21 protein-coding genes are annotated in these 26,054 nt (G+C 59.9%); 14 read left to right on the forward strand and 7 right to left on the reverse strand.

All coding sequences use genetic code 11. The features are described from left to right. The first annotated feature begins 50 nt into the window (after window positions 1-50). From GSQ93_RS05605 to GSQ93_RS05620, 4 genes are all read left to right on the forward strand, one after another. Complete coding sequence (locus GSQ93_RS05605) at window positions 51-1,499, forward strand: ATPase domain-containing protein (RefSeq protein WP_254073770.1); 1,449 nt, start codon at window positions 51-53, stop codon at window positions 1,497-1,499. Next, complete coding sequence (locus GSQ93_RS05610) at window positions 1,496-1,852, forward strand: response regulator (RefSeq protein WP_158934643.1); 357 nt, start codon at window positions 1,496-1,498, stop codon at window positions 1,850-1,852. Before GSQ93_RS05605 ends, GSQ93_RS05610 begins: the two co-directional genes overlap by 4 nt. 108 nt (window positions 1,853-1,960) lie before the next feature. Next, window positions 1,961-2,215 (forward strand): CsbD family protein, encoded by a 255-nt coding sequence (locus GSQ93_RS05615; protein WP_158934644.1) that lies wholly within the window; start codon window positions 1,961-1,963, stop codon window positions 2,213-2,215. A 168-nt stretch (window positions 2,216-2,383) separates the two neighbouring features. Then, window positions 2,384-2,617 (forward strand): hypothetical protein, encoded by a 234-nt coding sequence (locus tag GSQ93_RS05620; protein WP_158934645.1) that lies wholly within the window; start codon window positions 2,384-2,386, stop codon window positions 2,615-2,617. Window positions 2,618-2,673: 56 nt separating this feature from the next. On the opposite strand, the gene GSQ93_RS05625 is transcribed toward GSQ93_RS05620, so the two are convergent. Together GSQ93_RS05625 and GSQ93_RS05630 are read right to left on the reverse strand one after the other, a co-directional pair. Beyond that, a complete protein-coding gene (locus GSQ93_RS05625) occupies window positions 2,674-3,063 on the reverse strand; it encodes a hypothetical protein (RefSeq protein WP_158934646.1) in 390 nt (129 codons plus the stop codon). Between the two features lie 111 nt (window positions 3,064-3,174). After that, window positions 3,175-4,674, reverse strand: a complete 1,500-nt coding sequence (locus GSQ93_RS05630) for an AarF/UbiB family protein (RefSeq protein ID WP_158934647.1) — start codon at window positions 4,672-4,674, stop codon at window positions 3,175-3,177. Between the two features lie 1,248 nt (window positions 4,675-5,922). Between GSQ93_RS05630 and GSQ93_RS05635 the strand changes: the two genes are divergently transcribed. Together GSQ93_RS05635 and GSQ93_RS05640 are read left to right on the forward strand one after the other, a co-directional pair. Next, complete coding sequence (locus tag GSQ93_RS05635) at window positions 5,923-6,468, forward strand: hypothetical protein (RefSeq protein WP_158934648.1); 546 nt, start codon at window positions 5,923-5,925, stop codon at window positions 6,466-6,468. 365 nt (window positions 6,469-6,833) lie between these two features. Beyond that, window positions 6,834-7,199, forward strand: a complete 366-nt coding sequence (locus tag GSQ93_RS05640) for a hypothetical protein (protein ID WP_047845755.1) — start codon at window positions 6,834-6,836, stop codon at window positions 7,197-7,199. 99 nt (window positions 7,200-7,298) lie between these two features. Here GSQ93_RS05640 and GSQ93_RS05645 read toward each other — a convergent pair whose 3' ends face one another. The 5 genes from GSQ93_RS05645 to GSQ93_RS05665 form a co-directional block, all read right to left on the reverse strand. After that, the gene (locus tag GSQ93_RS05645; RefSeq protein WP_158934649.1) at window positions 7,299-8,411 is read right to left on the reverse strand and encodes a porin; all 1,113 of its coding nucleotides are present in this window, start codon (window positions 8,409-8,411) and stop codon (window positions 7,299-7,301) included. Between the two features lie 449 nt (window positions 8,412-8,860). Then, complete coding sequence (gene boxA / locus GSQ93_RS05650; protein ID WP_158934650.1) at window positions 8,861-10,117, reverse strand: benzoyl-CoA 2,3-epoxidase subunit BoxA; 1,257 nt, start codon at window positions 10,115-10,117, stop codon at window positions 8,861-8,863. Window positions 10,118-10,185: 68 nt separating this feature from the next. Beyond that, window positions 10,186-11,613, reverse strand: coding sequence for a benzoyl-CoA 2,3-epoxidase subunit BoxB (gene boxB, locus GSQ93_RS05655; RefSeq protein WP_158934651.1), 1,428 nt, complete (start codon window positions 11,611-11,613; stop codon window positions 10,186-10,188). A gap of 64 nt (window positions 11,614-11,677) precedes the next feature. Then, the gene (boxC, locus tag GSQ93_RS05660) at window positions 11,678-13,432 is read right to left on the reverse strand and encodes a 2,3-epoxybenzoyl-CoA dihydrolase (RefSeq protein WP_158934652.1); all 1,755 of its coding nucleotides are present in this window, start codon (window positions 13,430-13,432) and stop codon (window positions 11,678-11,680) included. Between the two features lie 110 nt (window positions 13,433-13,542). Beyond that, on the reverse strand, window positions 13,543-14,478 hold the full coding sequence (locus tag GSQ93_RS05665; protein WP_158934653.1) for a helix-turn-helix transcriptional regulator: 936 nt from the start codon (window positions 14,476-14,478) through the stop codon (window positions 13,543-13,545). A gap of 169 nt (window positions 14,479-14,647) precedes the next feature. Between GSQ93_RS05665 and GSQ93_RS05670 the strand changes: the two genes are divergently transcribed. From GSQ93_RS05670 to GSQ93_RS05705, 8 genes are all read left to right on the forward strand, one after another. Beyond that, window positions 14,648-15,121 carry a DUF4863 family protein gene (locus GSQ93_RS05670; RefSeq protein ID WP_158934654.1) on the forward strand — a complete coding sequence of 158 codons (474 nt, stop codon included), beginning with the start codon at window positions 14,648-14,650 and terminating at the stop codon, window positions 15,119-15,121. A gap of 51 nt (window positions 15,122-15,172) precedes the next feature. Then, window positions 15,173-16,768: a 3,4-dehydroadipyl-CoA semialdehyde dehydrogenase gene (locus GSQ93_RS05675; protein ID WP_158934655.1), complete on the forward strand. Its 1,596-nt coding sequence runs from the start codon at window positions 15,173-15,175 to the stop codon at window positions 16,766-16,768. A 140-nt stretch (window positions 16,769-16,908) separates the two neighbouring features. After that, the gene (locus tag GSQ93_RS05680) at window positions 16,909-18,510 is read left to right on the forward strand and encodes a benzoate-CoA ligase family protein (protein WP_158934656.1); all 1,602 of its coding nucleotides are present in this window, start codon (window positions 16,909-16,911) and stop codon (window positions 18,508-18,510) included. 30 nt (window positions 18,511-18,540) lie between these two features. Beyond that, the gene (locus GSQ93_RS05685) at window positions 18,541-19,386 is read left to right on the forward strand and encodes an alpha/beta fold hydrolase (RefSeq protein ID WP_158934657.1); all 846 of its coding nucleotides are present in this window, start codon (window positions 18,541-18,543) and stop codon (window positions 19,384-19,386) included. 83 nt (window positions 19,387-19,469) lie between these two features. Beyond that, entirely contained in the window at window positions 19,470-20,720 is a 1,251-nt protein-coding gene (locus tag GSQ93_RS05690) for an NRAMP family divalent metal transporter (RefSeq protein WP_158934658.1), read from the forward strand. Between the two features lie 384 nt (window positions 20,721-21,104). Beyond that, window positions 21,105-22,076 (forward strand): ferritin-like domain-containing protein, encoded by a 972-nt coding sequence (locus GSQ93_RS05695; protein ID WP_158934659.1) that lies wholly within the window; start codon window positions 21,105-21,107, stop codon window positions 22,074-22,076. Between the two features lie 649 nt (window positions 22,077-22,725). Continuing rightward, the gene (locus GSQ93_RS05700) at window positions 22,726-24,477 is read left to right on the forward strand and encodes an ABC transporter permease subunit (protein WP_158934660.1); all 1,752 of its coding nucleotides are present in this window, start codon (window positions 22,726-22,728) and stop codon (window positions 24,475-24,477) included. Between the two features lie 54 nt (window positions 24,478-24,531). Next, window positions 24,532-25,833: an AAA-associated domain-containing protein gene (locus GSQ93_RS05705; protein WP_158934661.1), complete on the forward strand. Its 1,302-nt coding sequence runs from the start codon at window positions 24,532-24,534 to the stop codon at window positions 25,831-25,833. The last annotated feature ends 221 nt before the right edge of the window (window positions 25,834-26,054 follow it).

Here is a 26,054-nt window from a genome sequence, read left to right on the forward strand (position 1 = left end):
TGACCAACCAAGCCACTCTATCCAGCCAGACCGATTCTGACCCGAACACCGTGACAACGGGCGTGCCAGGACTTGACGACATACTCGGCGGCGGGCTGATCAAGGGCGGCCTGTATCTGATCGAAGGAATGGCGGGGGCGGGCAAAACCATCCTGTCCACGCAGATCGGTTTTCATCGCGTGGCCGAGGGTGACTCGGTGCTGTACATCACGCTGATCGCGGAGTCGCATTCAAAGCTGCTGTCGCATCTGAAAGGGCTGTCGTTCTACAACGCCGACGCTATCTCGGACAAAATGCTGTTCGTCTCCGGCTACCACGAACTGATGCGCGACGGCCTGAACGGTTTCCTCGCGTTGATCGCGTCGACCATCAAGACAAACCGCCCCCGTTTCATGGTGATCGACGGTTTTCGCAGCGCCCGCGAATTCAGTTCCACCGAGCTGGAGTTGTCGCAGTTCATTCACGAATTGAGTGCGTTCGTGGCGGCCGCGGGCTGCACCACGCTGATCCTCGCGCCGCTCTCGGGCAACGAGCCGCATCCGGAACACACGCTCGTGGACGGCTTGGTCGAACTCAATCGTTTCGCCACCGGCATGCGGCGCGCGCGGGAAATCGAAGTGCATAAGCTGCGCGGGCGCGATCATCTGCTGGGACGCCATTTCTTCAAGATCACCGCCGATGGCCTAGTCACGTTCCCACGCCTGGAAGCACGCGCGAAGCTGCTTGAAGGGGCGCCGGACCTGAAGTCGAAACTCGCGTTCGGCCTCCCCGACTTCGACACCATGCTCGGCGGCGGCCTGGTGAAAGGCTCGACCACGACGCTGATCGGGCCATCGGGGATCGGCAAGACCCTGCTGTCACTTAAATTCCTCGAGGCCGGTGTCGATAACGGCGAGCGCTGCGTGTATTTCGGGTTTTACGAATCGCCGGAGCGGCTGGTCGCCAAGGCGGAATCCGTGTCGATCCATCTTGCCGATGCAGTCGCCGACGGTCGCCTGATCGTCGAGTGGCGGCCAGCGGTGGAACTGGCCATCGACGAACTCGCGGCCGAGCTGATTTCGGTGGTGAAGCGCGCGGGCGCGTCGCGGCTGGTGGTGGACGGAATTGAAGGCTTCCACGACTCAGCGAACCGCATGGAGCGTTTCGGGCTGTTCCTGAACGCATTGACGCACCGGTTGCGCCAGGAAAGCATCACGACGCTGCTCACGGAGGAACTGCCGCTTTATGCCGACATGGCACATGGGGGCTCGATCCGCGCGTCGGCGATGACGGAAAATATCGTGTTGATGCGATACGTGGAGACAACGACGTCGCTGTATCGGATCGTCTCTATCATCAAGCAGCGCGAAAGCGCCCACGATCCGTCCATCCGCCGCTTCGTCATCGATGAAAACGGCTTGCATCTCACGGACGGTTTCATCGGCACGACTACCTTGTTATCGGCGCGCGGCACGATTCCGCTTACGCTGTCCGGCCCGGATACCGGCACGCAGAAATGAAAAAGATCCTCGTCGTAGACGATGAATTTGACCTCCTGACCACCTGGCGGCTCGTGCTCCAGATGGAAGGATACGAGGTCAGTACGGCGTCAAACGGCTTGCTGGCGCTTGAGTCAGTGCGCGCCAATCCGCCCGATTTGATCATCACGGACTGGATGATGCCCGCCATGGACGGCGTTGCGTTATGCCACGCACTCGCCGCCGACGACACTCTCGCGCACATTCCCGTCGTCCTCTCCAGCGCCGCCGTGCGCACGCCGACGGTGACGCATCCGCACCTGGAATTCCACCGGAAACCGCTTTCCATCGATGAATTCATCAGCATTGTCGCGCGCCTGATCGGCACGGCTTGAGGACGAACGCGTCAGGCGACCCGCCGCCTGGGCACGATCCCTGCTCAAATGAACGCTCCGGTTACCCGGATTGTTCGTTAAACCGCTTCAACTAGAACGGGAGGCACCATGGTGCAGGATCAGGTAGAAGGCGCGGCGCAAACCGTCGTGGGCAAGGTGCAGGATGCGGTCGGCGGTTTGACGGGCGACGCGTCGACGCAGGCTGAAGGCAAGGCGCGCCAGGTGCTCGGCAAGATTCAGCTCAACTACGGCGAGACCATCGACCAAGTTCGTGAGGCGGTCATTGCGAAGCCGATCAATGGTGTGCTCGTAGCGGGTGCGATCGGATTCGTGCTCGGTGCGATCTGGGCACGGCAACGTTAAGTTGAACGCCACAGGTTGCGTGAAAAAACGACTGGCCGTGCTGAAAAGTGCGGCCAGTTTTTTTACGGCTTGATGGTTTCCTTGTCGCCTCGTTTTCAGGCCAGATTCACAGGTCGGGCGCGGTTGATGCTGATTTTCAGGGTGCATTCTTTCACAAGGGAGAACCTCATGACGATCACCGCAAGCCGTCTTTCAGACACAGAAGTGCTGGTCGACCATACCGTCTATACGTTTTCGGACAGCGCCGTCGCTGATGCGTTTCAACGATGTATCGGGCAGGATTCAGTTGATTCGTGTAGCACGAGTCACGCGCCGGTGTCATCGCGTACAGCGAACAATGCTGCACCGGACGACCTTCCGCCCGGCAGCATCATTTCACCATCGCTCGGCGGCATGCCGTAACGCGTTTTGCATCGAACGGGCGCTGTTGCTTCCGCGCCCATTAGCCTATTAGCTCATTACTTCGACGGCTTGTCGTCCTTGTCGTTGGTTGCGGGCATCGGATCCACTGATCGTGGTTTCGATACCCCTTCCGGCTCTGAACTATGCGACCCGAATCCGCCACGGCCACTCGCTTCGGGCGTGTCGCCACTGCCTAGCGGAACTTCAGCAGTTTGCTTTGGATGCTGCGTGAGATTGCGGCCGTCAGGCTCACCGGGTTCAGCCTTCGTGCTCGATGGCTGCGGCGCGTCGGCCGACCTGACTCCTTGCCGCGCGTCACCACCGGTTGCCGCCCCGCCCGGTAAATTCCCGCCGGAGCCGCCGCCGCTCGCGCCGGTGCCGGAGTCCCCAAGCGGTTTGCTGTTATCGAGGTCGCGCTGCGTTGTGGTTGGTTGCGTCGTGGTCATTAAGCGCTCCTGTCCTGATGGTTTGAGGTTCCATCAATCGAGCAACAGACGTTCCTCGTCGCACTTTTCCTCGTTTTTCCCGCTCCGAGTGACCGGGGTATCAAAGCACGGCTACCGCGAGGAACGCGAATCCGCATTCCGGCGATTTTGTCGCACCACCCAATCCGCAAGCAGATTTGGCACACGCGGCAACGCGTGCGGCCAGTGCACCGCTTCCTTCGCCAATTGCGCGACGAGCCCATGCGAGCTGAACTGGTCCAGCGCCAGACGCATGATTACCCGGCGCGCGATCGGCCACACGTCAATGTCCGGAGCAATCCGCCGCGCCATTTCCTCGATGCTCTGCGCCGAGCGCGCAAGCAAAGCCGCCCGGGAAGCGATGCCCGTATGGGCGTCGCCGAATGCGTGCTCCAGCGGGCCCTTGCCCAGTGCGGTGAATAGATCGGCGGCGGTCCGATGTCGATGCGCATCGCCGGCAAAACGCTCCGCCTCCCGCCGATACGTCGCTTCCACACGCACCGCATGCTGCGTCTCGTGTTCGTCGGGCCGGCCATGCCGCATGTGTTCACGCGCGGCCGCCTTGTGATCGCCGTTCAACAACGCGTGCGACCCGGCTACGAGGAAACTGCGCTCGTGCGCGGCGAAAAACGTAAGCGGTGAATCTCCGTCAAGCACGAGCGCTCCGAACGTGTCCGGTTCGATGCTGACTGCGGCACCCGCCGCTTCCAGACCGGCGTGGAACACGCCTTCGCCGAGCGCCGTCTCGAAGAAAACCTCGATCCACGTAGCAATCAATCGGGCCGGATCCAGGCCGTGGGCGCGCAGCGCTTTGGTGTCCGAGAGCGGCACGCTGCGCACGGCGCGCGTGACGAGCGCCGTGTCGCTGCAAAAATCCCAGAGCACTTCGGGCACGACGACGCGTGAGTCTTTGTTCACTTCGCGCAACCGGTAGCGCAGAAAGCTTTGATCGGCCGCCCGCTGGCGCAAATCAAGCATGCCGGTAATCGACTCCGTCAGGCGTGCGATCAGCGCGCCAACATTTTGCTCCCGAACCTCACGTGAAAAACGGCCGGCCAGGCGCGCCGCCGCGTTCGCCACATCCAGGTCTTGCACCAGTTCAGTGCGTGTATCGGTCCGGATCAAGGTGATTCGGACAGCGACCGGCGGCGCGTTTGCATCGATACGAGAGGGCGAATCAAGCATGATCCGCCCACGATGCGTCTGCTGCGCTATCCCGCAGCGTTCAGGCTCGGCATCCACATCGATCAACGCGGCAGCCCGTCCCGGCGGCAACGCAGCCGCAAGCGCCTGGCGCAGCGGCGCGTCTTCCAGCGGCGCCTTGAGCGCATCCAATTCGGCCAGCGCGACACGCACGGCTGTCTCGGCCAAGCCCGGGTGTTGCGCCAGCAGGCCCGACGCCATGGTTAGCACACCGGACAGGTTCTGCAATACTGGAACCCGCTGAGCCAGGCTGGTGGCGCCACGGCTTCGCACACCGGCGGCGAACGAGCGCAGGACGCGATGGATCGGGGCGTCGGCGGCGGACGTCGCGCGGCTTTCTCGCACGAATAGCGTCGCGAGGCGCCAGATTGCACGCACGCGCTGCGTCATTGGTTGCGTTCTCCACTGAGTCCGCGACCGCGTCGTCGATATACCCGGCACATGCTGGAATAGCTGATTTTCCGCTCCTTGGATGAGGTGGATGAAGTGGGAGACAGGCGGTACCCGCGCGAGCTAAACCCCAAGAGGACGATCCTTGCCCAATTCACGTTGGTCGCGCAAGTGTTTGCAGAGTTCTCATGGATAACACTCAGGCACCGGCGCCCGCGACCGTGTTGAACACGATAAAGGGGAACGGGCTCGGGTGTCGAACCCTTGGTTGGGCGATCTTCGGGATTGATGGACGAGTTGCCTGCAAGCCAGCACAGTCCGATGCCAATATTCCAGCGGGGCGCGCGCGTTTTTTTAATCACTGAAGCTGCAATCGTGATTTTAACGATGCAGGTTAATTGTCTGAGGTTTTAAATACGGCTTGCCTGCTTCATTATTAATTAACGATATTGTTTCAAGTTCTGACTTTAATTACCCGATTTTCACATGGAACTCATCACGCTAGCGGACGAACCATGCAATGGATCGCGCCGGGTTTTACCAATAGATGCATCACTATGCGCTTTGGTTTGAAATCACGATGTATATAGCCGGGCGACAAATCCATAAGGGCCGCTCCGTGTCACTTTTTCAACGGGGAAAAGCTCGCTTTCCGCCAGCGCAGAAGGTGCTCCGTACCTCAGAGCGATCCCAGCGTCATTTCTCCAGATGCGACAAAATGTGCAACGATCTTCGCGATTGATTCTCTTTATATATTCGACACAACGCATGTTTAACCAGCAAGACAAACATGCAAGCTGTTTAATCGTTTCCCATTTGCATAATCTTCCTGTTGCTGTGAATTATTTGCGCATTTTTAGAAATGGAGAGACTCCCATTTCTTCCATACACGCCATGGCGCTGACTAAAGAGTGTTTTTGACTCTACGCGGAAACGGCTTATACGCTGCAACGTGTCAAAAATCTATTTCGAAGGGTTAAACGTTGTGAGCCATCAAATCGGAAATACTTGTGTTTCGATACGAACAAATGTCTTCGAATGAGAAAAATTAACCGAAATTGCTGAAGTGTCCGAAACGGGATCTATTCAGACACATTGTTTCCTTCTCCTGTCTGGCCGTACGAGATAGCGTCGGATCTCGCAACGGCTCACCGATAAATCTCTCTTCATAATTGGCACGTTTAGTGCTTAATTAGCCTAACTAGATCCGGTCATTCCAATACCTTTTGTCCACCCATGATTATCACTATGCTAAATACTCCAGTGATCGAGACACACCTGAGTGCCTTCCATGAAGTACTTGCAGAATGCACCGACCTCAAAAGCCGGGTTGCGACGGAGCGCGTAGCGGTATCGGCGATCACCACCGCGATTGTCAATGCAAGTGAAACCCTCGCGAGAAGGGGTTACATGACGCCACAAAGGGTGGAAGGACTGACGCTGTCGATTGAAGAGAATGCGCTCGACCTGAAAGCCGCACTCGATGAAGTCGACGCCTCCATTTGCACGGCTATTGGCCCTGTCGAGAAGTTCGCCGCAGTGACGGAACGACTGAGGACCGCCCAGCGAAGGGCGCCTTCGGTTCACGTCACGGCCGCAGCGGGTCAATCAGAAGGTCCGGAGGCATCGATGTTCGATTCAATGGCGGCCCGGCATTCCGCCTTGTGCGAGCATTTACTGGAAAGCGTGCGGGAGTTGGCCAACAATGCCACTTACCGGCTCGACGATCTGCGGGAAAAGATCGACCGGCTGCAGTCGTCTTATGGAGAAATTACTGCGGCGATGGCGTCTTGAAGCGCTGCCTCACGATGCTGGGAGCGTGCGTGTGTCGCCCGGCGTTACCCGGTGTTACGTTGCAGACGTTACATCGGCAGGAACCGAGCGTATGACCGGGTGAGTATCCGTGAGTGAAGGCGAGACGCTCCATGCGTTGAGAAAGGCGGCCCGTTCAAACACCCGGTCCATCACCGCAGCGCGAAAGCGCGCAGGGCGGCGCCCCAGCGCGCTCGGCGAGCAGCCGCCAAGCGCGTTGCCAAGCCTGTTCGCCCGCGAACACACGGCGCAAATTGGAGGATTCCGCATTGCACCGTGGCGTGCTATCGTTTTCATGCCGGAATCAGAACGTCCGGCACACGTCAATCATCTTCGTGAGCGCCGCCATGAACGATGTACGCCACAATCTCAGCCCGACCGACCGCGTGGAATTGCTCTGCTGGCTCACCTGCGGAAGCCTCGGCGCTTATTATCTGAACGGTTCCTGGCCCACCGCGGCTTTCCACGTACAAGCAGCTCACAAATGGCTGGACAGGCACAAGCGCCAAGCTGAATGGCTCGCCATCGCGAAGCTCTCGGCCATTGCAGCCGATCTCGCCCAGCGCCACTCGGAACTCGTGGATGCCGACTGGGCTCGCGATGCCGTGGAAGAGATCCTGGACAGCGACGACCTCAACTATCAATCAGAGCTCGTGTTGCGCGTGCTCGATGAATGCAAGCGCGCGCTAGCCGACAAACGGCCGGCCGACTGACCCTGCCGAACCAAAGGGCCTTCGTTGATCGAGAATCATCGTTCGACGAAAGCCCTCCTTCTTGAAGCCCTTTGCTGCGTTGGCTTTAATGCGTCGGCTTCAGAACCTCGTGCGCACGCCGATCCGGATTGCCGTCGACGAATCTCCCGAGCCGACATACACCCCATTGGAAAACACGGGTGCCGAGCCACCGCCGAGAACCACCGGCGCCGCGCCGCCCGATACCCGCAAGTAGGTGGCGCTGGTGTACACGTCCGTGCGCTTGGACAGCGCATAGTCAAGCAATAGCGTCCCGTTCTGAAACTTCTGCTCGCCAAGCTTGCTGTACCAGTATCCGCCCATCAAGGTCGTCGCCGGGGTCAACTGGAACACCTCGTTGATCTCGTAGGTCGGCATCGAGCCGTTATCGCGGGCGATGCGAAAGTGGGTATCGGTGAAAAGCAGCCGCGTCAGGCTGCGTCCATACCGGTAGCTCGCACCCGCGCCGATCGTGCTGACGCTCGTGGCCACGACCGGAGCTCCCGATAGGTTCGGAAACAACGTGGTGCCCGCCTGGGTCGGCGCGTTGAGACCGAGGTCATGGGTATCGGTGTAGGCGACGCCCGCCTGGAACGGACCACCGTCGTATCGCGCGCCGAACGCGATCACGCGTCCGGTCCCGGCCGTGACGGATTGCGAAGGGAACGCATAGAGGCCGCCGAAAGAGAAACCATAATAGGTTGGCGACTTGTACTTGACCGCGTTGTTGATGTGCAAGGTACCGGCCAGATGGTCGAAATCGCCGGGATGCCAGGAGTATTGCCCGGCGTATTGCCCCATCGCGAACTGCGTGAGGTTGTCCCAGAAGAAGTCGTATTGTTTGCCGAGCGTGAGCGTGCCATGCGTGGTGTCGGTGAGGCCTACCCATGCCTGGCGGCTGAACAACACGCCGGATTGGACCATTGTGCCGTTATACAAATTAAAGCCGTTCTCCAACTGGAAAATAGCCTTGGCGCCGCCGCCAAGATCTTCGCTGCCGAGCAACCCCCATCGATTCGACTGGATCGAGCCGTCGTTCGCCACAAAGGTTCCGTGCCCATTCAGATTGCTGAAGTACGTGATGCCGGCGTCGATAATGCCGTATAGCGTGACGCTGCTTTGCGCGTAAGTGCATGGGGCAGCCATCGCCGATATAGCCAATGCCGCGGCGCCACAGATCCATTTCTTTTTCATTGCGTTGTCTCCGTCAGGTTTTTTTATGCAAAGCGGTTCCCCGCCCCTTCGTCGAGGGGATGTCGGGCGTCGAATGACGACTGCTAAAGGATCTCGGTTCGGTATGACTCGGCGGTGCGAATCAGCCCAAGGTGTTCAACAGGCAAGGCGCGTAGTCGAGCGACTGCGAGTACCAGGTTTTTCAGGTGCCGCATGCGGCTCGTCGCAGGTCGAGCCGAACGCCGAACAGGGGCAAACGTTCGTCGGTCAAGGCGAGTCCGTTCATCTTGTCTCCGTCTCTTTTTTTGGTTGAGACAGTATCGCCCGGCAAACAGTTTTGATTTATTCTTTCAATTAACGTTATTGATTTGTGAACCGAATCAATAAGTGATCTTGACGACTTCGCTCACGAGAAGCGAGGGACCCAATGCAAAACGCCCGCAGTGAGCGGGCGTTCATGGTTCGGCGAGTCAATAGGTCTCGAGATGCAAACGCCCTTCCCGCTTGAGCGCCCGCCATAGCGGATCCCACTCAATGCCGTGCTGCTCGGCAATATCCCGCAGCGCCTGCAGCACGCCATCTTCCATCCCCTTGAGCCCGCACACATAGATGAATGTGTTGTCGTCGCGCAGCATCTGCCCGACATCCGCCGCGCGTTCGCGCATGGCGTCCTGGACGTAACGCTTCGGCTGGCCTGCAGTGCGTGAAAACGCCAGGGTTGTATCGATGAAATCCTTCGGCAGATTCACGAGCGGTCCGAAGTACGGCAACTCCTCCTTGGTCCGTGCGCCGAAGAACAGCATCAGTTTGCCGGTCGCACCCTTCAACCGCCTGCGCCGCCGGTATTCCGTCATCGCGCGCATCGGGGCTGATCCTGTGCCCGTGCAGATCATGAGCAAATGCGAGTTGGGATGGTTCGGCATCAGGAACGTGCTGCCGAACGGACCAATCACATTGACCTTGTCGCCCTTCTTCAAATCACACAGATAGTTCGAGCAGACGCCGTCCGCCTCATCGCCGCGATGATCCTGCGTCACCCGTTTGACCGTCAGCGACAGGTTGTTATACCCCTCGCGTTCGCCATCGCGTGGACTTGCAATGGAGTACTGACGAGCGTGATGCGTCTTCCCGTCTTTCGTTTCGCCCGGCGGCAAGATGCCGATCGACTGGCCTTCGACGACCGGAAATGGCGTGGTGCCGAAATCCAGCATGATGTGATGAATATCGCTGGCGGTGGACTCGCCGGTGAGCCGGTAGTTACCCACCACTGTCGCAACCAGCGGCAGCTTGTGCGTATACAAATTCACGTACGGCTTGGCTGCCGACCAGGGTGGCAGCGTTGAACCACGCACCGTATCCACGTCGATGCCCGCAGGACTCTCATCAGGGCTATCGGTTGTGTCGGTATCAGCACCGGGCGGAGCGGGGTTATCCAACGCAGCACTTGCCGTGGTGTTCTGCGCCGGCAGTTCGTCCCAGGTGAACTGCTCTTCAATGCTATACGCCTGCGGCTTCAGCACCGTTCGCCAGTTGTCGATAGAGCCGGTCGGGCACGGCGAGATGCACGCCATGCAACCGTTGCAGACCTCAGCCTTTACGACGTAATTGTTAGCGTCGTGCGTAATCGCATCGACCGGGCAGGTCTCTTCGCACGTGTTGCAGCGAATGCAGATTTCCGGGTCGATCAGATGCTGCCTGAGGACTTCCATGGGGGCTGGACCGTTCATTGTTATCTCCATCTGCACCGGGACCGCAACGAGGTTCCGTAGCGGTCCCGACGCACCTGCTGAATTGCTTAGTTGAAGCGCACGTAGTCGAAATCGACGGGCTGGCGATTGATGCCCATCGCCGGCGGTGCGATCCAGTTGGCGAACTTGCCTGGCTCAACCACGCGGCCCATCAGCGAGGCCACATACGCACGATCTTCCGGTGTCGGCAGCCATTTCGCCTCGTTCGCTTTCCATTCATTCTCGTTGACCACGCGGCCATCGGGTCCCACGCGCACGCCGGCAAAGGTGCCGATCTGACGGTTGAACGCCTTGTGCGGAACGGTCAACCGAACGTCAATACCCGCCTTCTCCAGCACCTTGTTCCAGCGTCCGACCCCCGCCACGGAATCCCGGATGTAGTCGTCACGCAGCACTTCGTTCATGGCGTTGAGCATGGGCACTTCGCGCTCGACCAACTTGCCGTCCTGAACGTCGAGCAGCTTGTAGCTCTGGCCGTTCAACTGATGATCGTCGTCGCGTTTGGTTTCTTCGTAACGGCCCTTGAGGCCCGAGCTATAGAAAGTCGCCGCATTCGATGAGTGGTCCGCACCGAACAAATCGATGGTCACCGAGTAGTGGAAATTCAGATAGCGCTGGAGGGTTTCAAGGTCGATCACGCCGGCCGCGCGGATCTTGTTGACATCGTCGGTCTTCAGTTCGTTCATGACCTGGGAGGTCCGCTGGATCACCCGCGAGACACCCGATTCGCCCACGAACATATGATGCGCTTCTTCCGTCAGCATGAACTTTGTCGTGCGTGCGAGCGGGTCGAAGCCTGACTCGGCGAGTGCGGACAACTGGAACTTGCCGTCGCGATCCGTGAAGTAGGTGAACATGAAAAACGCCAGCCAGTCCGGCGTGCGTTCGTTAAACGCACCGAGAATGCGCGGATTGTTTTCGTCGCCAGAACGACGGTCCAGCAATGCTTCGGCTTCCTCACGACCGTCACGGCCGAAGTAGCGATGCAGCAGGTACACCATGGCCCACAAGTGACGCCCTTCCTCCACGTTGACCTGGAACAGGTTGCGCAGGTCGTACATGGACGGTGCCGTGAGTCCCAGATGCCGTTGCTGCTCGACCGATGCAGGCTCGGTATCGCCCTGCGTCACGATAATGCGCCGAAGGTTCGCGCGATGTTCGCCCGGGACCTCCTGCCACGCCGCTTCGCCCTTGTGCTCGCCGAAGCTGATTTGCCGATCCGCAATGCCGGGCGTGAGGAAAATACCCCACCTGTAGTCCGGCATCTTCACGTGATCAAAATGAGCCCAGCCACTGGCGTCCACGCTCACCGCCGTACGCAGATACACATCGTAGTTCGGCGATCCTTCCGGACCCATGTCGCCCCACCATGACAGGAAGTTGGGCTGCCATTGTTCGAGCGCGCGCTGCAGCGTGCGGTCGTCGGCGAGATTGACGTTGTTCGGGATTTTTTCGCTGTAGTTAATCGTGGACATGGTTATTTCCTTGAAACCGTGGCGGTTGCGAGCGTTGAATGAGCAGGACCGGACAGCAGAAACGTCAGACGCGATTAAGGTCGAACTGCGCCTTGCTGCCTTTGCCGTACACCTTGAGGGCGCCCTTCTCGCCCACCGCATTCGGCCGGTTGAAGATCCAGTTCTGCCAGGCCGACAAACGCCCGAAAATGCGCGTCTCCATCGTCTCTACTCCGTTGAAGCGCAGGTTGGCCTCAAGCCCCGTGAGCGCATCCGGCGACATGGCCGCGCGTTCTTCAATAGCAATGCGGATCTCGTCGGCCCAGTCGATATCGTCGGGCGACGCGGTGACCAGACCGAGACGCTCCGCCTCGACCGGTTTCACCCGCTGTCCGATCTGCTGGCGCGCGGCATCCATGGGCTGCGATTCGTCGTAGAAACGGCGGCCGAGGCGCGACTGGCCGGTGATCATCGGGTAGAGGCCGAAGTTCGCTTCCGATAGCGTCAGCACCGGTTCTTCGTCTTCGTTGCTCGGCAATGCGGCCATGTAGCTGCGGTCGCAAGCAAACGCGAGTTCGGCGAAGGTGCCGGCGAAACATGAACCCGGTTCGATCAGCGCGAACAGCGTGCGCGACGAGACGTCGATACGTGCCAACGTGCGGCGCAACATGCCGATGGTTTCGCGCACGAACCAGTGATCGCGATGCGCGAGAAGTGTGGCGTCGGCGGCGAGCAGCGTGCGTGCGTCGCCTTCGGTCTTGAAGATCCAGGTGCCGATATCAAGTTCATTCGTGCGCATGCACAGGATGGCGTCGTCGAGTTCGCGAGCGAACTTCAGGGGCCACCAGTTGGCGCCGGCCTCGACGATTTCGTCTATGTTCAACTGAGGATTCACCGACGGCGCTTTCGCCGTAAAGGTTGCGGTACGGCGAGCACGGTCGATGCTTATATCGACGGTCGCATAGCTCAGGCCATCGTCGCGATCCGTGCGCTCTATACGCGTTAGCGCGATACCTTGCGCGCCAGCAGGCCGGTCGCTTTGCGCGGCCAGTTCCAACGCGCGGGCCTGCACCGTTTCCTTGAATACGTTCGGCTTCACGACTTCATCGACCAGACGCCACTGCTTCGCGCGCTCGCCGCGTACCCCTTCGACAATCGTGCAGAAGATATCGGCGCGGTCGTGGCGAACCTTGCGTTTATCTGTCACGCGGGTGAGACCGCCAGTGCCGGGCAGCACGCCGAGCAGCGGCACTTCGGGCAACGCAACAGACGAAGAGCGGTCGTCGACCAAGTAGATTTCATCGCACGCGAGCGCCATTTCATATCCACCGCCGGCGCACGCGCCGTTGACCGCTGCGAGGAATTTGATACCGGAGTGGCGCGACGTATCTTCAATACCGTTGCGCGTCTCGTTGGTGAACTTGCAGAAGTTGACCTTCCACGCATGCGATGAAAGGCCGAGCATGAAAATGTTGGCGCCCGAGCAGAACACGCGGTCCTTGAGGCTCGTCACCACGACCGTGCGCACTTCCGGGTGCTCGAAGCGCACGCGCTGCAAAGCGTCGTGCAATTCAATATCGACACCCAGGTCGTAGGAGTTGAGTTTCAGCTTGTAACCATCACGAATACCGCCGTCTTCGGCGATATTGATGCCGAGCGTCGCCACGGCGCCGTCGAACGTCAGCGACCAGTGCTTGTAACGGGCGGGCTCGGTGCGGTAATCGACGCGCCGGCCGGCTGGCGCCGCGACGGTTTCTGCCTGTACTGCGGTTACGGCCGGTTGGCCTGCGGGGGGGGTGCCGTTAATGCCTGCCTGCTCCGCTGATTGCGCGACTGCCATGAATGTCTCCTTCGTACACTGAACATGATTTATGTACGATAGTGCATCACGCAGATCACATCAAGCATTTTAATGCTCTTATCGGGTTAATGCGGAGGAGCAGACGACTGCTATTCGGACGCAAGCCGTGCGGCCAGCCGGTCTCGCAGCGATAAATAGCATTCCGCCAGCGACTTTCCACTGGTATCGAAGGTCATGTCGGCGCGGCCGTACAACTCGCTGCGCCCGGCCAGGATGCGCTTCAGGTCATCCATGGATTCCTTGTTACCCGACATCGGCCTTAGATCCCCCTGTGCTACTACGCGGCGCATGTGGTCCTCAGGCGTGGCCTGGAGCCATACCGTAAAACAGTGCGTCAGCAACGCATTCAACGTAGCCGGCTCGGACACCAGGCCACCCGGCGACGCGATCACCGCACGCGGATGCTCCTGGATCACCGCCTCGAGCGCGCGATGCTCATATCGACGGTAAGCCGTTGCTCCATATAGCGCATGAATCTCCGACGGCGGGCAGCCGGCTAGTTGCGCAATCACACGGTTGATCTCGACGAACGGCACTTTCAGTTCGTCCGCAAGCATGCGGCCGAGCGTGGATTTGCCCGCGCCGCGCAAGCCGATCAGCGCAATCCTTTCCAGCCGATGCGGGTCCTGCGGGGCCGTGGCAAGCATCTCTTCCAGCGCTATCCGCGCGCGCTTGAGGGTGTCGTGATCGCGGCCGTTCAACAACTCCCGGATGCGCATCCAGTCCGGCGTCAACGTGGTTTCGTCCCCCACGATTTCCGCCAAGGTGCAGTTTAATGCTTTCATCAACTGCCGGAGAAACAGCACGGAAGCATTGCCGACGCCCGATTCCAGGTTCGCCAGATATCGCTCGGACACGTCAGCCTCTTTCGCCAACGCTTTTCTCGTGAGTCCGCGACGCGCACGCATCAAACGAACGCGCTCACCCATCCCTACCAGGAAAGGATCGCGGCTCTCGCGTCCTTTTTCGACGTCCGCACTCTGATCTCCGCCCTCAGCAGGCTGAAAAACGGCGGTTTGCTTCATATCTATAAGTCTCGGTAAGGTGCATATATGTACTATAGTGCTTGACATGCATTGTGTTGCAAGCTAAGTTTAATGCACCCAAGTACCAAGAGGCTGACCCGTCGCCGCGAATATCGTGGAGATCGGCGTGGCTAACGATGAACAGCGCTTTAGCGCGACGGAGATACGCATGTCCCCCAACGAGTTCCAGGGTTTGATTGCGCGCGTGACGGTAAGGATCGCCTCCCGGACACTCGATGCCGAGCTTGAAACGTGGCTGAACGCCGAGTATGCGGCAGGCAGTACGGGATATACCGAACTCGCGAGCGCGTGCCGCACTGGCGTGCAGGAAGGCTGGCTTGCTGAGCGAGAAGCGGCCGGGATTCGCTACGGGCGCATCTTCAAAGCGCTACCCGATACCCACGGCTTTTCCGTCGATGTCGTGCAGATGAACGACATCGCCGGCCCCCACCATGTGCATCCGAACGGCGAGATCGACCTGATCGTGCCGCTGACCGAAGGCGCGACGTTCGATGGCCACGCCGCCGGCTGGTGCGTGTACGGTCCCGGCAGCGCACATCGGCCGACCGTAGCCGGGGGCGACGCGCTCGTGCTTTATCTGTTGCCCGAGGGAGCGATCGAATTCACGAAGCACGCGGCCTGAGCAAGTGCTTCGGTTCAAGTCGCTCGATCAATGACCACGAAGGGCTTTTAAATGGCCGAACTATTAAGAAACTACGTCGCAGGCGAATGGGTCGCGGGCAACGGCGACGGCACGACGCTCACCGACCCGGTCACGGGAGAAGCGCTGGTCCGCGTTTCCAGCGATGGCCTCGATCTCCGCGGCGCCTTTGACTATGCGCGCACCTCCGGCGGTGCGGCATTGCGCGGCTTGACCTACGCCGCTCGTGCCGCGCTGCTGTCGGAAGTCGCGAAGCTGCTGCAAGCGCGTCGCGATGATTACTACGCCATTTCGCTCGCGAATTCCGGAACGACGAAGAACGATTCGGCGGTCGATATCGACGGCGGCATTTTCACGCTTTCTTATTACGCGAAACTGGGTGCCACGCTGGGCGACGTGCACGCGTTGCGCGACGGCTCGCCCGTGAGTCTTAGCAAGGATCAGAGCTTCAGATCGCAGCACGTGTTGACGCCCACGCGCGGCGTCGCGCTCTTTATCAACGCGTTCAATTTTCCGTCGTGGGGGTTATGGGAGAAAGCTGCGCCCGCGCTGCTTTCGGGCGTGCCGGTCATCGTCAAGCCCGCTACCGCGACGGCGTGGCTCACGCAGCGCATGGTGGCCGACGTTGTGGATGCCGGCATCTTGCCGGCCGGCGCATTATCGGTAATATGCGGCAGTTCGGCGGGCCTGCTCGACCAGATCGAAACGTTCGATGTCGTGTCGTTCACCGGCTCCGCGGAGACCGCCGCGACGCTGCGCGCCCATCGCGCATTCGTCGCGCGCGGCGCCCGCCTCAACGTGGAAGCTGACAGCCTCAACAGCGCCATCCTCGCAGCCGATGCGGCTCCGGGCACCGCCGCGTTCGACTTGTTCATCAAGGAAGTCGTGCGCGAGATGACGGTCAAGTCGGGCCAGAAATGCACGGCCATCCGCCGCGCGTTCGTGCCGAAGCAGCATCTGAGCGCAGCGGCCGACGCGCTGAGTGCGAAGCTCGCAGGCGTAAGCGTAGGCAACCCGCGCAACGACTCCGTGCGGATGGGTTCGCTCGTCAGCCGCGAACAATACGACGCGGTTCGTGCCGGCATCGCGTCCTTGCGCGAAGAAGCGCGCCTGGCGTTCGACGGTTCACAGGTTCAACTCGTGGATGCCGATCCGGCTATTGCCGCGTGTATCGCGCCGCATCTTTTCGTGATCGACGACGCAAGCCGCGCGGTACGTGTCCACGATATCGAAGTGTTCGGTCCCGTGGCTACGTTGTGTGGTTATGACATCACGACGGGTAACGCGCTGCTCGAAGAATCTCAAGCGGTTGAACTGGCCCGGCGCGGCCAGGGCTCGCTGGTCGCTTCGGTGTATTCGAACGATGACGCCCGTCTCGCTCGCATTGCGTTGGAACTCGCCGATACGCACGGCCGCGTCCATGCCATCTCGCCCTCAGTCGCGCAGAGTCAGACCGGTCACGGCAACGTCATGCCGATGTCGCTGCATGGCGGTCCGGGACGCGCCGGAGGCGGTGAGGAACTCGGCGGAGTTCGCGCGCTTAATTTTTATCATCGACGCGCGGCAATCCAGGGACCTGCCGCTTCTATCGAAGCGCTCACGGAATCGACCGGCAAATACGAAATTTGAAGTAAAGCGCTGAGGGTTAGCGGCCGCCGTTCAACGCGTCACCGGCCCGAGACCATTTGCGCATCAGACAAAACCGAACGCATGGCGCACGGCATCCGTCCGGCGCATAGGCGTCGCCCCATTATCAGGAAGGAGACACCATGGACGCCATCATTGCGCCGCCCGCGGCAGCCGGACAACCGGCCACCAATGCCCCGCCGGTCAAATTCAACTTCGCAACGCATCTGTTCACGTTGAACGAAACTCGGGCGCAAAAGATTGCGTACATAGACGATGACGGCACCACGACGTATGGCGAATTGGCAGATCGCGCGCGCCGGTTTGCTTCGGTCCTGAGCGCGCTGGGCGTTCATCCTGAGGAGCGCATCCTGCTGGTCATGCTCGACAGCGTGGACCTGCCTGTCGCGTTCCTCGGCGCGTTGTATGCGGGTGTGGTGCCCGTTGTCGCGAACACCTTGCTGACACCGTCGGACTACGCGTACATGCTCGATCACAGCCGGGCCCGCGCGGTCATTGCGTCGGGGTCGCTGCTTCCGACCATTGCGCAGGCACTTGCCGACACTTCCAATGAAGGCTGCGCGCTGATCGTTTCCCACGCACAAGACGACGATCTCCCAGGCGAACGTGTGTTCGGACGTCTGGTCGCCGATGCGGAACCGCAGCACGCACCATTCATAAGCAATGCTGATGGAATTGCATTCTGGTTGTATTCGTCAGGCTCAACGGGCAAGCCTAAAGGCGCCGTCCATACGCACGCCAACCTTTACTGGACCGCTGAACTCTATGCGAAGCAAGTACTGGGGATTCGTGAAGACGATACCGTGTTTTCCGCAGCCAAGCTGTTCTTCGCCTATGGATTGGGCAACGCGCTGACCTTCCCTCTTTCGGTCGGCGCAACAGCGCTCCTCATGGCCGAGCGGCCCACGCCGGCGGCGGTCTTCTCACGCCTCACGCAATACAAGCCGACCATTTTCTGCGGCGTACCCACGCTCTACGCGAACATGCTCGCATCGCCTGCCATGCCGGCGCGCGCCGATCTCCGTTTGCGGATGTGCACGTCAGCGGGAGAAGCGTTGCCGCGCGAGATCGGCGAGCATTTTGCGGCTCATGCGGGCTGCGAGATCCTCGACGGTATCGGCTCTACAGAAATGCTGCACATCTTTTTGTCGAATCGGGCGGGTCATGTCGCGTACGGGACAACCGGCACAGCCGTGCCCGGCTATGAAGTCGAACTGCGCGATGAAAACGGCCATCCGGTGCCGGACGGCGAGATCGGCGACCTGTACATCCGAGGCCCGAGCGCCGCGCTCATGTACTGGTGCAACCGCGAGAAATCCCGGGCAACGTTCCTTGGCGACTGGCTCAGGAGCGGCGACAAATATCGTCGATTAACCGATGGAAACTACGTCTACGAAGGCCGCGGCGATGACATGCTGAAAGTCAGCGGCCAGTACGTGTCACCTGTCGAAGTCGAGATGGTCCTGATGCAGCATCATGACGTTCTCGAAGCGGCGGTGGTCGGCATTACGCGCGACGGCCTCGTTAAAACGCGTGCGTTCGTAGTGGTCAAACCCGGTGTTGCGGCAACGGACGAACTCGCCGACGAACTCAAGGCGTTCGTCAAGGCCAGGATGGCGCCTCACAAATACCCGCGTGAGATCCTGTTCGCTGAAGACCTGCCGAAAACCGCGACTGGTAAAATCCAGCGGTTCAAATTACGCGAACCGGCCCTCGATGCCTGAACGTTCCCCTCCCTTGCCTGGCTGCGAGTCATGGACCGATTAGACCAATACCCCCCTGCGATCCGCTTCGCCGATCTGCCCGCGACGGACGACCGGGAATCGCTTCGGATTGAGTATCAATGGTTGAATGCCGACCAGCCCGATGCACCTGTTGCCGTCTTCTTGCACGAAGGGCTTGGCTCCATTTCCATGTGGAAGGACTGGCCGCAGAAGCTTTGCGAACAACTGGGGTTCCGTGGCCTCGTCTATTCGCGACCGGGTTATGGCGCCTCGACTCCGCGTAGCGCTGACGTGAAATGGCCGGTCGATTTCATGCAACGGCAGGCTCATGACATTCTGCCGGCATTGCTCGACGTCCTTGGCATAGATAGCGCCGAACGTGCCCGGATGTGGGTCATCGGCCATAGCGACGGCGGTTCTATCGCGTTGCTCTATGCGGCGGCATTTCCTGACGCGCTGGGTGGCGTGATTACGATTGCGCCGCATGTATTCGTTGAAGATGTGTCCGTCAAGGCGATCTCTGAGGCAACGGCTCTTTACAAGCAAGGCGACTTGAGGACCAGGCTGTCGCGTTATCACGCCGATGTCGATTCCGCTTTCTACGGGTGGAACGATATCTGGCTGAATCCCGAATTCAGGCACTGGAACATGACAGACCGGCTGTCTTCCATCCGGCGCCCTCTGCTCGCCGTGCAAGGACACGAAGACGAGTACGGAACGATGGCGCAGATCGACGCCATTGCCTCGCACGTGCCACACGCACAACTCGCCAAGCTGCCGGCTTGCGGACATTCTCCGCACCGTCAGTGCCCCGCCATGCTCGATGCCGCGATCCTGGCGTTCGTCAGGAGCATCAGCACAACCCAGCACCGCTGAAGGACGCGACGCGCGGAATTGGAATGACCTAAATATCGATACAATCAGTCACCCCCGCCACCCTTCGCTTCCTTTCAAACTGCATGACTGGTTCCTCGCTGCTCAAACCGAAGGCTTCGCCCAGTCTGCGTTGGCTCACCCTGTGGGGGCCGGGCCTGCTTGTCATGCTCGCCGACTGCGACGCCGGAAACGTGGTGACGGCGGCGCAGAGCGGCGCGCAATGGGGAGCGCAGCTACTGCTGGTGCTGCTGGCGCTCATCCCCCTGCTGTATATGGTCCAGGAACTTACCGTCCGTCTGGGTATTTTCACCGGGCAGGGTCATGGGGAACTGGTTCGCGCGAACTTCGGTCCCGCATGGGCATGGATCTCGGCGGTCGGGTTGGGCGTCGCCGTGCTCGGCTCGCTGGTGACCGAGTTCACCGGCGTCGCCGGCATAGGAGAGATGTTCGGCGTCTCGCGGTCCATCACGTTGCCGCTGGCCGCCGCATTCCTGGTGGGCATTGTGTTCACTGGCTCGCACAAACGCGTTGACAAGTTCGCCATCGTCATTGGCGCTTTCGAGCTGTCATTCTTTGCGGTCGCCTGGCATGCCCACCCGGATATCCCGGGCATGTTCCGCCAGATGAGCCAACTTCCGCTCTCGAACCATCATTACGGTTATCTCGCGGCCGCATTGATTGGCGCGACCTTCAATCCCTGGATGATCTTCTATCAGCAGGCCGCGGTCGCCGATAAAAAGCTGGACGCCCAGGACTATTCTGCAGCCCGAATCGAAACTGCAGCCGGTGCGGTTCTCACGCAGTTGCTCACGGCAGCGGTCCTAGTCGCGGTGGCGGCAACGCTGTCGAGAGACGGTCATCAGCATGCCTTTCAAAGCGTGGGTGAAATCAGCGATGTCTTGACAACCGCCGTAGGACCGCGCGTCGGACGTTTTCTGTTTAGCGCAGGTGTCCTTGGGGCATCGATGGTGGCGGCCATTGTGTGCTCGCTATCGCTGGCGTGGGGGCTGGGTGAGGTGGCGGGATACAAGCGCTCACTTGAAGACCGGCCCGGGAGTGCGCCATGGTTCTATGGGGTGTATGTGGCTTCGGTCGTTGGAAGCGCGACCATCGTGTGGCTGGCGCCCAACCTTATTTCGTTGAATGTTGCCGCGCAGGTTGTCAACGCGCTGATGCTGCCGCTGGTGGTGGGATTGCTGATCGCGCTTAGCGTGACTGCGCTGCCGCCTCAGCACCGGCCTCGCGGCATCTACCTGTGGCTTGTGTGCGGCATTGCCGCAGTAGTCTCTGTGGCCGGCGTGCTGGGTGCGGGTCTGAGCGTCTTCTCCCCATAAGCACCTGCGCTAGCCCGCATCAGCATGTCGCGCAACCGTCGGTATCGAACCATCGGTATCGAATGCCAGATCATGTCTTCGCAGTCCGTCAAAACGACCCTCTGAAAAGTTTCGCTGCCTCCACCGGGTAATCACTCGAAATATTTTTGATCGCGCACGCATCCGTCTCGCGGTCCGCATGCGTATCCATTCGTACGTGACACGAGAGGCGCCGGATCAGCCCTGCTGCTCCGCGTCGTGCTTCGTCACGAGTTCGCGACTCACGTTTGACACAGGCAGCTCGCCTGGCGCCTCGTCGTCTGCTGTCCGCTGCTTTTCCGCCTCTGGTTTTCATCGGGCGCAGTCGCCGTATCGGTTAGTTTACAGAACGGTTCAGGAGATATCATGTCAGAAGATTCAAAGGTCATGGATGTGCTCGTGCAGCGGGCCGACAAGCTCGCAAAACGCCGGCAATTCTTCAGAAGCGCAGGGGGCGTCGGTCTTGGACTCGTCGGCGGAACGATCCTCGGCGCATGCGGTGGCGGCTCCTCGGGCGCATCGGCGCAAAGCAGTGGCCCGACAGATCCGGAAATACTCAACTTCGCGCTCAACCTCGAGTATCTCGAAGCAACCTTCTACGCGTATGCAACGACCGGTGCGGGCCTTCCGGCCAGCCTGATGAGTGGTGCGGGTACCCCGGGTACCGTGATTCCGGGCCATGCAGTGACCTTCTCCGACCCGGTAGTCCAGGCGTATGCGAACGAGATCGCCAAAGACGAACTCGAACACGTCACGTTCCTGCGCACGGCGCTGGGTGCATCGGCGGTCGCCATGCCTGCGCTCGACGTCGGATACCAGAGTCCGACGGGCGCTTTCTCCAAAGCGGCGCAGGCGGCCGGACTGGTCCCTGCGGGAACTGCTTTCGATCCGTATCTGAACGATGAAACTTTCCTGCTTGCCGCCTTCATTTTTGAAGATGTCGGTGTGACGGCCTATAAGGGTGCAGCGCCGCTGATCACAAACAAGACCTATTTGTCAGCTGCTGCGGGCATTCTCGCCGCCGAGGCTTATCACGCCGGTCTTGTACGCACCGTGCTGTATGCAAAAGGCATTGCCACGCCGTCGCTCGGACTTATCGCAGCGGCTAATGCAATCTCTGCTGCACGCAACGCGCTCGACAACGTGGGTAACGATGACCAGGGCATTTCCGGAGCGACGGCTGGCAGCTCGAACATCGTGCCTCTCGATTCGAATGGCCTCGCGTTCAGCCGCAATTACCCGAATGTCCTGAACATCGTCTACCTGAACAGTGCGGCAGTCACGCAGGGCGGATTCTTCCCGGCGGGCGTCAACGGCGATCTGCACATGAGCGCCTGATTGTAGGCGGGAGCCTGGTGGCTTCACCGCGCTGGTTTCCACCGCTTGTGGTGGAAACCAGCGCGGTTTTTTATATGCCTCAGTGATTGCAGTAAATTATTCTGCAAACAAAGCATAACTAACTTTGTTGAATTGACATGACATGGTGCCGAGCCATGCCCTGACTAGAGCCCAGGCGACTCTCACTGCGGCGCTATGGCAACGTGCGCGCTGCCGCCAGGACTAAGCCGCATGCAATCCATCTTCCAGGCATCCGTAAGGGAAACGAAATACTTCCATTGCGCCTTAGCCTTCAAACAGCCGACAAGCCCTTCGCGCACCTTCGCGCACCCAAGCATCAAGCAGACATTGACGCGACTCCCGGCATTCCGCTGCTGCGCTCGCGGGTGTGATCGTCGGCATATGACCGCTATAACCTCAGCCCGCCCGGCAAAAATGGACAAGTTACGCCTCCGAGGTTGTGCCTGAAACACGGTTTGTAGTAGTGTCGGGCCGTCCAGAAAGAACGGTCGAAATTACCCGGACAAATCGTGTCCGGATTTGTCGCGCGCACGCTCTGCATCGGTGAATCAATGCATGACGGCACTCAAGGCTCGACGCTAAAAGGGCACGCCGTCAATGTTTTCAAGCATAGCTGTTCGGAGAATATATGGACTTCGGATTCAACCTGAACCGCACGGCTAACGCGTCTGCCTGGCGGCTCTTGCCTAATCGATGGGACTTCGTCGCGTTCCCCCTGATCATCTGCGTGATTGCGATGGCGGCCATCGGCTTCCATCAGACCATGGCGCCGATCGCAACGCTTAAAGCCCAAGCGATCTCGCTCGCGCCGTCGAACCTGCCTGAATACGCGTTGCGCACAACATTGCGGATGCTTGCCGCCATGATCGCCTCGCTGATCTTCACGCTCATCTACGGCACCCTCGCGGCCAAGAGCCGCCGGGCGGAAAAAGTGCTCGTACCGATCCTGGACATCCTCCAGTCGGTCCCTGTCCTGGGCTATATCTCGTTCACGGTCACGTTCTTCATCGCGTTGTTTCCGACGCGCGTGGCGGGTGCCGAATGCGCGGCGATCTTCGCGATCTTCACGAGCCAGGCGTGGAACATGACGTTCAGCTTCTACCAGTCGTTGCGCACCACGCCACGAGACCTGGAGGAAGTCGCTCGCAGCTTTCACCTGACCGCATGGCAACGATTCTGGAAACTGGAAGTCCCCTTCTCGATGCCCGGCCTCATCTGGAACATGATGATGTCGATGTCCGGCGGATGGTTCTTCGTCGTTGCCTCTGAGGCAATCACGGTCGGCAACAATACGATCACGCTGCCGGGCATAGGCGCATACCTCGCGCAGGCGATTACCGAAAAGAACATGGGCGCGGTTGGCTGGGTCATTCTGACGATGACCGTGGTGATCCTTGGTTATGACCAACTGCTGTTTCGTCCGCTCGTTGCCTGGGCCGACAAGTTCCGCATGGAAACAACCAGCTCCGGTGTGGCTCCAGAGTCGTGGGTGCTCGGTCTGGTTCGACGCACGCATCTGATTCACCGCTTGCTCGTGCCGGCCGGCTGGGTCTTCGCCACCGTTGCGCGCATCCCGCTGCGCATGCCCTCGTTCGATCGCGCGAATTTGCGTATGACGAAGCGCAAGACGCCGTCACGCATCGGCGACATCGTCTGGAGCATCGTGGTCATCGCGGTCACGCTTTATGTGGTGTGGCGCGTGGTCAGCTTTGTGCGCACCGGCGTGGATCTCCATGAAGTAGGCCATGTGTTTGTGCTCGGCCTGATCACGTTACTGCGCGTGGTGATCCTGATCGCGATCTCGTCGGTGATCTGGGTTCCGCTCGGCGTAATAATTGGCTTGCGCCCTGCGCTCGCCGAAAAAGTGCAGCCGCTCGCGCAATTCCTGGCGGCCTTTCCCGCGAACCTTTTGTTCCCCATCTTCGTGATCGTGATTGTCCGTTTTCATTTGAACCCGGATATCTGGTTGTCGCCGCTCATCGTGCTTGGTACGCAGTGGTACATCCTGTTCAACGTGATCGCGGGCGCGACGGCTTACCCGAATGATTATCGCGAGGTAGCCACTAACTTCCGGATTCGTGGCTGGCAATGGTGGCGCCAGACCATGTTGCCGGGCATCTTCCCGTATTACGTGACGGGTGCGATTACCGCTTCGGGTGGCGCGTGGAACGCCAGTATCGTCGCCGAGTTCGTGCAGTGGGGTGACACGAAGGTGGCCGCGCATGGTCTTGGCGCCTACATCGCGCAGACCACTGCTGCGGGCGACTATCCGAAGATCATCCTGGGCATCGCCGTCATGTCGTTGTTCGTCACGCTTTTCAACCGCCTGCTGTGGCGCCCCATGTTCACCTTTGCCGAAGCCAGGCTTCGAGTCGATTGAGGATCCCTCTCCATGCCAAACTCAGACTTCAACGTGGCCTCCCCCGTGACGCCGATGAGCGCTGCTCCCCGTGCTACCCAAGAGATCCTGAACGTCAAGGATGTGTCGCGCGGCTTCAAGAAAAGCCAGGGCGACCTGCTCGTGCTCGACGGCGTCAACCTCTCCTTGCGCGAGGGTGAGATCGTCGGATTGCTTGGGCGCTCTGGCTCGGGCAAGTCGACACTGCTGCGTATCATCGCGGGCTTGATCGAGCCGACCACCGGCGACGTCACCTATAAAGGCAAGCCGCTCGAAGGCCCCGCCGATGGCGTTGCGATGGTGTTCCAGACCTTCGCGCTGTTCCCGTGGCTGACGGTGCTTCAGAACGTGGAAGCAGGACTGGAAGCGCAGGGCGTGGGCGCTGCGCCTCGACGCGCTAGAGCACTTGCAGCGATCGATCTGATCGGGCTGGATGGCTTCGAAAACGCTTACCCTCGCGAACTCTCCGGCGGGATGCGCCAGCGCGTGGGCTTCGCTCGCGCGCTGGTGGTCGATCCCACGTTGCTGCTGATGGACGAGCCCTTCTCCGCGCTCGACGTGCTGACTGCCGAGAACTTGCGTACCGACCTGCTCGACCTCTGGACGCAGGGCAAGATGCCGATCAAGTCGGTGTTGATCGTGACGCACAACATTGAAGAAGCGGTGTTCATGTGCGACCGGATCATGGTGTTGTCGTCGAATCCGGGCCGGGTGATTGCTGAGATCCAGGTACCGTTCAAGCATCCTCGCAATCGCCTGGATACGGCGTTCAGATCTCTCGTCGATGAAATCTACGCCAAGATGACGGCGCGCCAATCCGAAGGGGCAACGAAACAGACCCTAGAGTTCGGCAGCCGCTTACCGCATGTTTCGACCAACCTGCTGGCCGGCCTGATTGAAACGCTCGCGGCTGCTCCGTACAACGGGCGCGCGGACATGCCGGTGATCGCACGTTCGCTGCATCTGGAAGTGGACGACCTGTTCCCGATCGCGGAAATGTTGCAGCACCTGGGTTTCGCCGAACTGCGCGAAGGGGATATCTACCTGACGCCGTCGGCGCATGTGTTCGCCGACTTGGGTACGCATGAACGCAAGATGATGTTTGCCGAGCATCTGTTGAAGCATGTGCCGTTGGCGGCGCGCATCAAGAAGGTGTTGAACGAGCGCCCGGGACACCGGGCTCCGCGAGTGCGCTTCGAACAGGAACTGGAGGATTTTCTGACCGATGGCGCCGCGGAAGACACGCTGGATTCGGTGATCAATTGGGGACGCTACGGGGAGGTGTTTTCGTACAATGACCAGACAGAGCTGTTTAGCCTGGAAGACGTAGAGTCCTGAAGGTTTTCGCTCGCGCCGGTGGACGGGGTTGGGTTTTGGTGGTTCTGGCGTTAGCGGTTCTGGGTCAATTCGGGTTGGTGCTTTCAGTGTTAGTGATCCGAGTCAATGCCGGGTTACTGCTTTCGGTGTTAGTGGTCTGCGAGAGTCGGATTTTCTCTTTATCACTGTTAGCCACTGTGCGTGGCGGCACGTCATTTCTGATATGACTTTCCGTGTCAAGC

The sequence above is a fragment of the Burkholderia sp. S171 genome, from assembly GCF_009766085.1.
GTDB lineage: Bacteria > Pseudomonadota > Gammaproteobacteria > Burkholderiales > Burkholderiaceae > Caballeronia.

Bases quoted from the DNA above. Each gene is read 5' to 3' on its own strand.
- GSQ93_RS05610 (WP_158934643.1), top strand. From the start codon at position 1,496: ATGAAAAAGATCCTCGTCGTAGACGATGAATTTGACCTCCTGACCACC.
- GSQ93_RS05625 (WP_158934646.1), bottom strand. From the start codon at position 3,063: ATGACCACGACGCAACCAACCACAACGCAGCGCGACCTCGATAACAGC.
- GSQ93_RS05690 (WP_158934658.1), top strand. From the start codon at position 19,470: ATGACTGGTTCCTCGCTGCTCAAACCGAAGGCTTCGCCCAGTCTGCGT.
- GSQ93_RS05640 (WP_047845755.1), top strand. From the start codon at position 6,834: ATGAACGATGTACGCCACAATCTCAGCCCGACCGACCGCGTGGAATTG.
- GSQ93_RS05695 (WP_158934659.1), top strand. From the start codon at position 21,105: ATGTCAGAAGATTCAAAGGTCATGGATGTGCTCGTGCAGCGGGCCGAC.
- boxC (WP_158934652.1), bottom strand. From the start codon at position 13,432: ATGGCAGTCGCGCAATCAGCGGAGCAGGCAGGCATTAACGGCACCCCC.
- GSQ93_RS05635 (WP_158934648.1), top strand. From the start codon at position 5,923: ATGCTAAATACTCCAGTGATCGAGACACACCTGAGTGCCTTCCATGAA.
- GSQ93_RS05675 (WP_158934655.1), top strand. From the start codon at position 15,173: ATGGCCGAACTATTAAGAAACTACGTCGCAGGCGAATGGGTCGCGGGC.
- GSQ93_RS05665 (WP_158934653.1), bottom strand. From the start codon at position 14,478: ATGAAGCAAACCGCCGTTTTTCAGCCTGCTGAGGGCGGAGATCAGAGT.
- GSQ93_RS05615 (WP_158934644.1), top strand. From the start codon at position 1,961: ATGGTGCAGGATCAGGTAGAAGGCGCGGCGCAAACCGTCGTGGGCAAG.
- GSQ93_RS05700 (WP_158934660.1), top strand. From the start codon at position 22,726: ATGGACTTCGGATTCAACCTGAACCGCACGGCTAACGCGTCTGCCTGG.
- GSQ93_RS05630 (WP_158934647.1), bottom strand. From the start codon at position 4,674: ATGACGCAGCGCGTGCGTGCAATCTGGCGCCTCGCGACGCTATTCGTG.
- boxB (WP_158934651.1), bottom strand. From the start codon at position 11,613: ATGTCCACGATTAACTACAGCGAAAAAATCCCGAACAACGTCAATCTC.
- GSQ93_RS05645 (WP_158934649.1), bottom strand. From the start codon at position 8,411: ATGAAAAAGAAATGGATCTGTGGCGCCGCGGCATTGGCTATATCGGCG.
- GSQ93_RS05620 (WP_158934645.1), top strand. From the start codon at position 2,384: ATGACGATCACCGCAAGCCGTCTTTCAGACACAGAAGTGCTGGTCGAC.
- GSQ93_RS05685 (WP_158934657.1), top strand. From the start codon at position 18,541: ATGGACCGATTAGACCAATACCCCCCTGCGATCCGCTTCGCCGATCTG.
- boxA (WP_158934650.1), bottom strand. From the start codon at position 10,117: ATGAACGGTCCAGCCCCCATGGAAGTCCTCAGGCAGCATCTGATCGAC.
- GSQ93_RS05680 (WP_158934656.1), top strand. From the start codon at position 16,909: ATGGACGCCATCATTGCGCCGCCCGCGGCAGCCGGACAACCGGCCACC.
- GSQ93_RS05670 (WP_158934654.1), top strand. From the start codon at position 14,648: ATGTCCCCCAACGAGTTCCAGGGTTTGATTGCGCGCGTGACGGTAAGG.
- GSQ93_RS05705 (WP_158934661.1), top strand. From the start codon at position 24,532: ATGAGCGCTGCTCCCCGTGCTACCCAAGAGATCCTGAACGTCAAGGAT.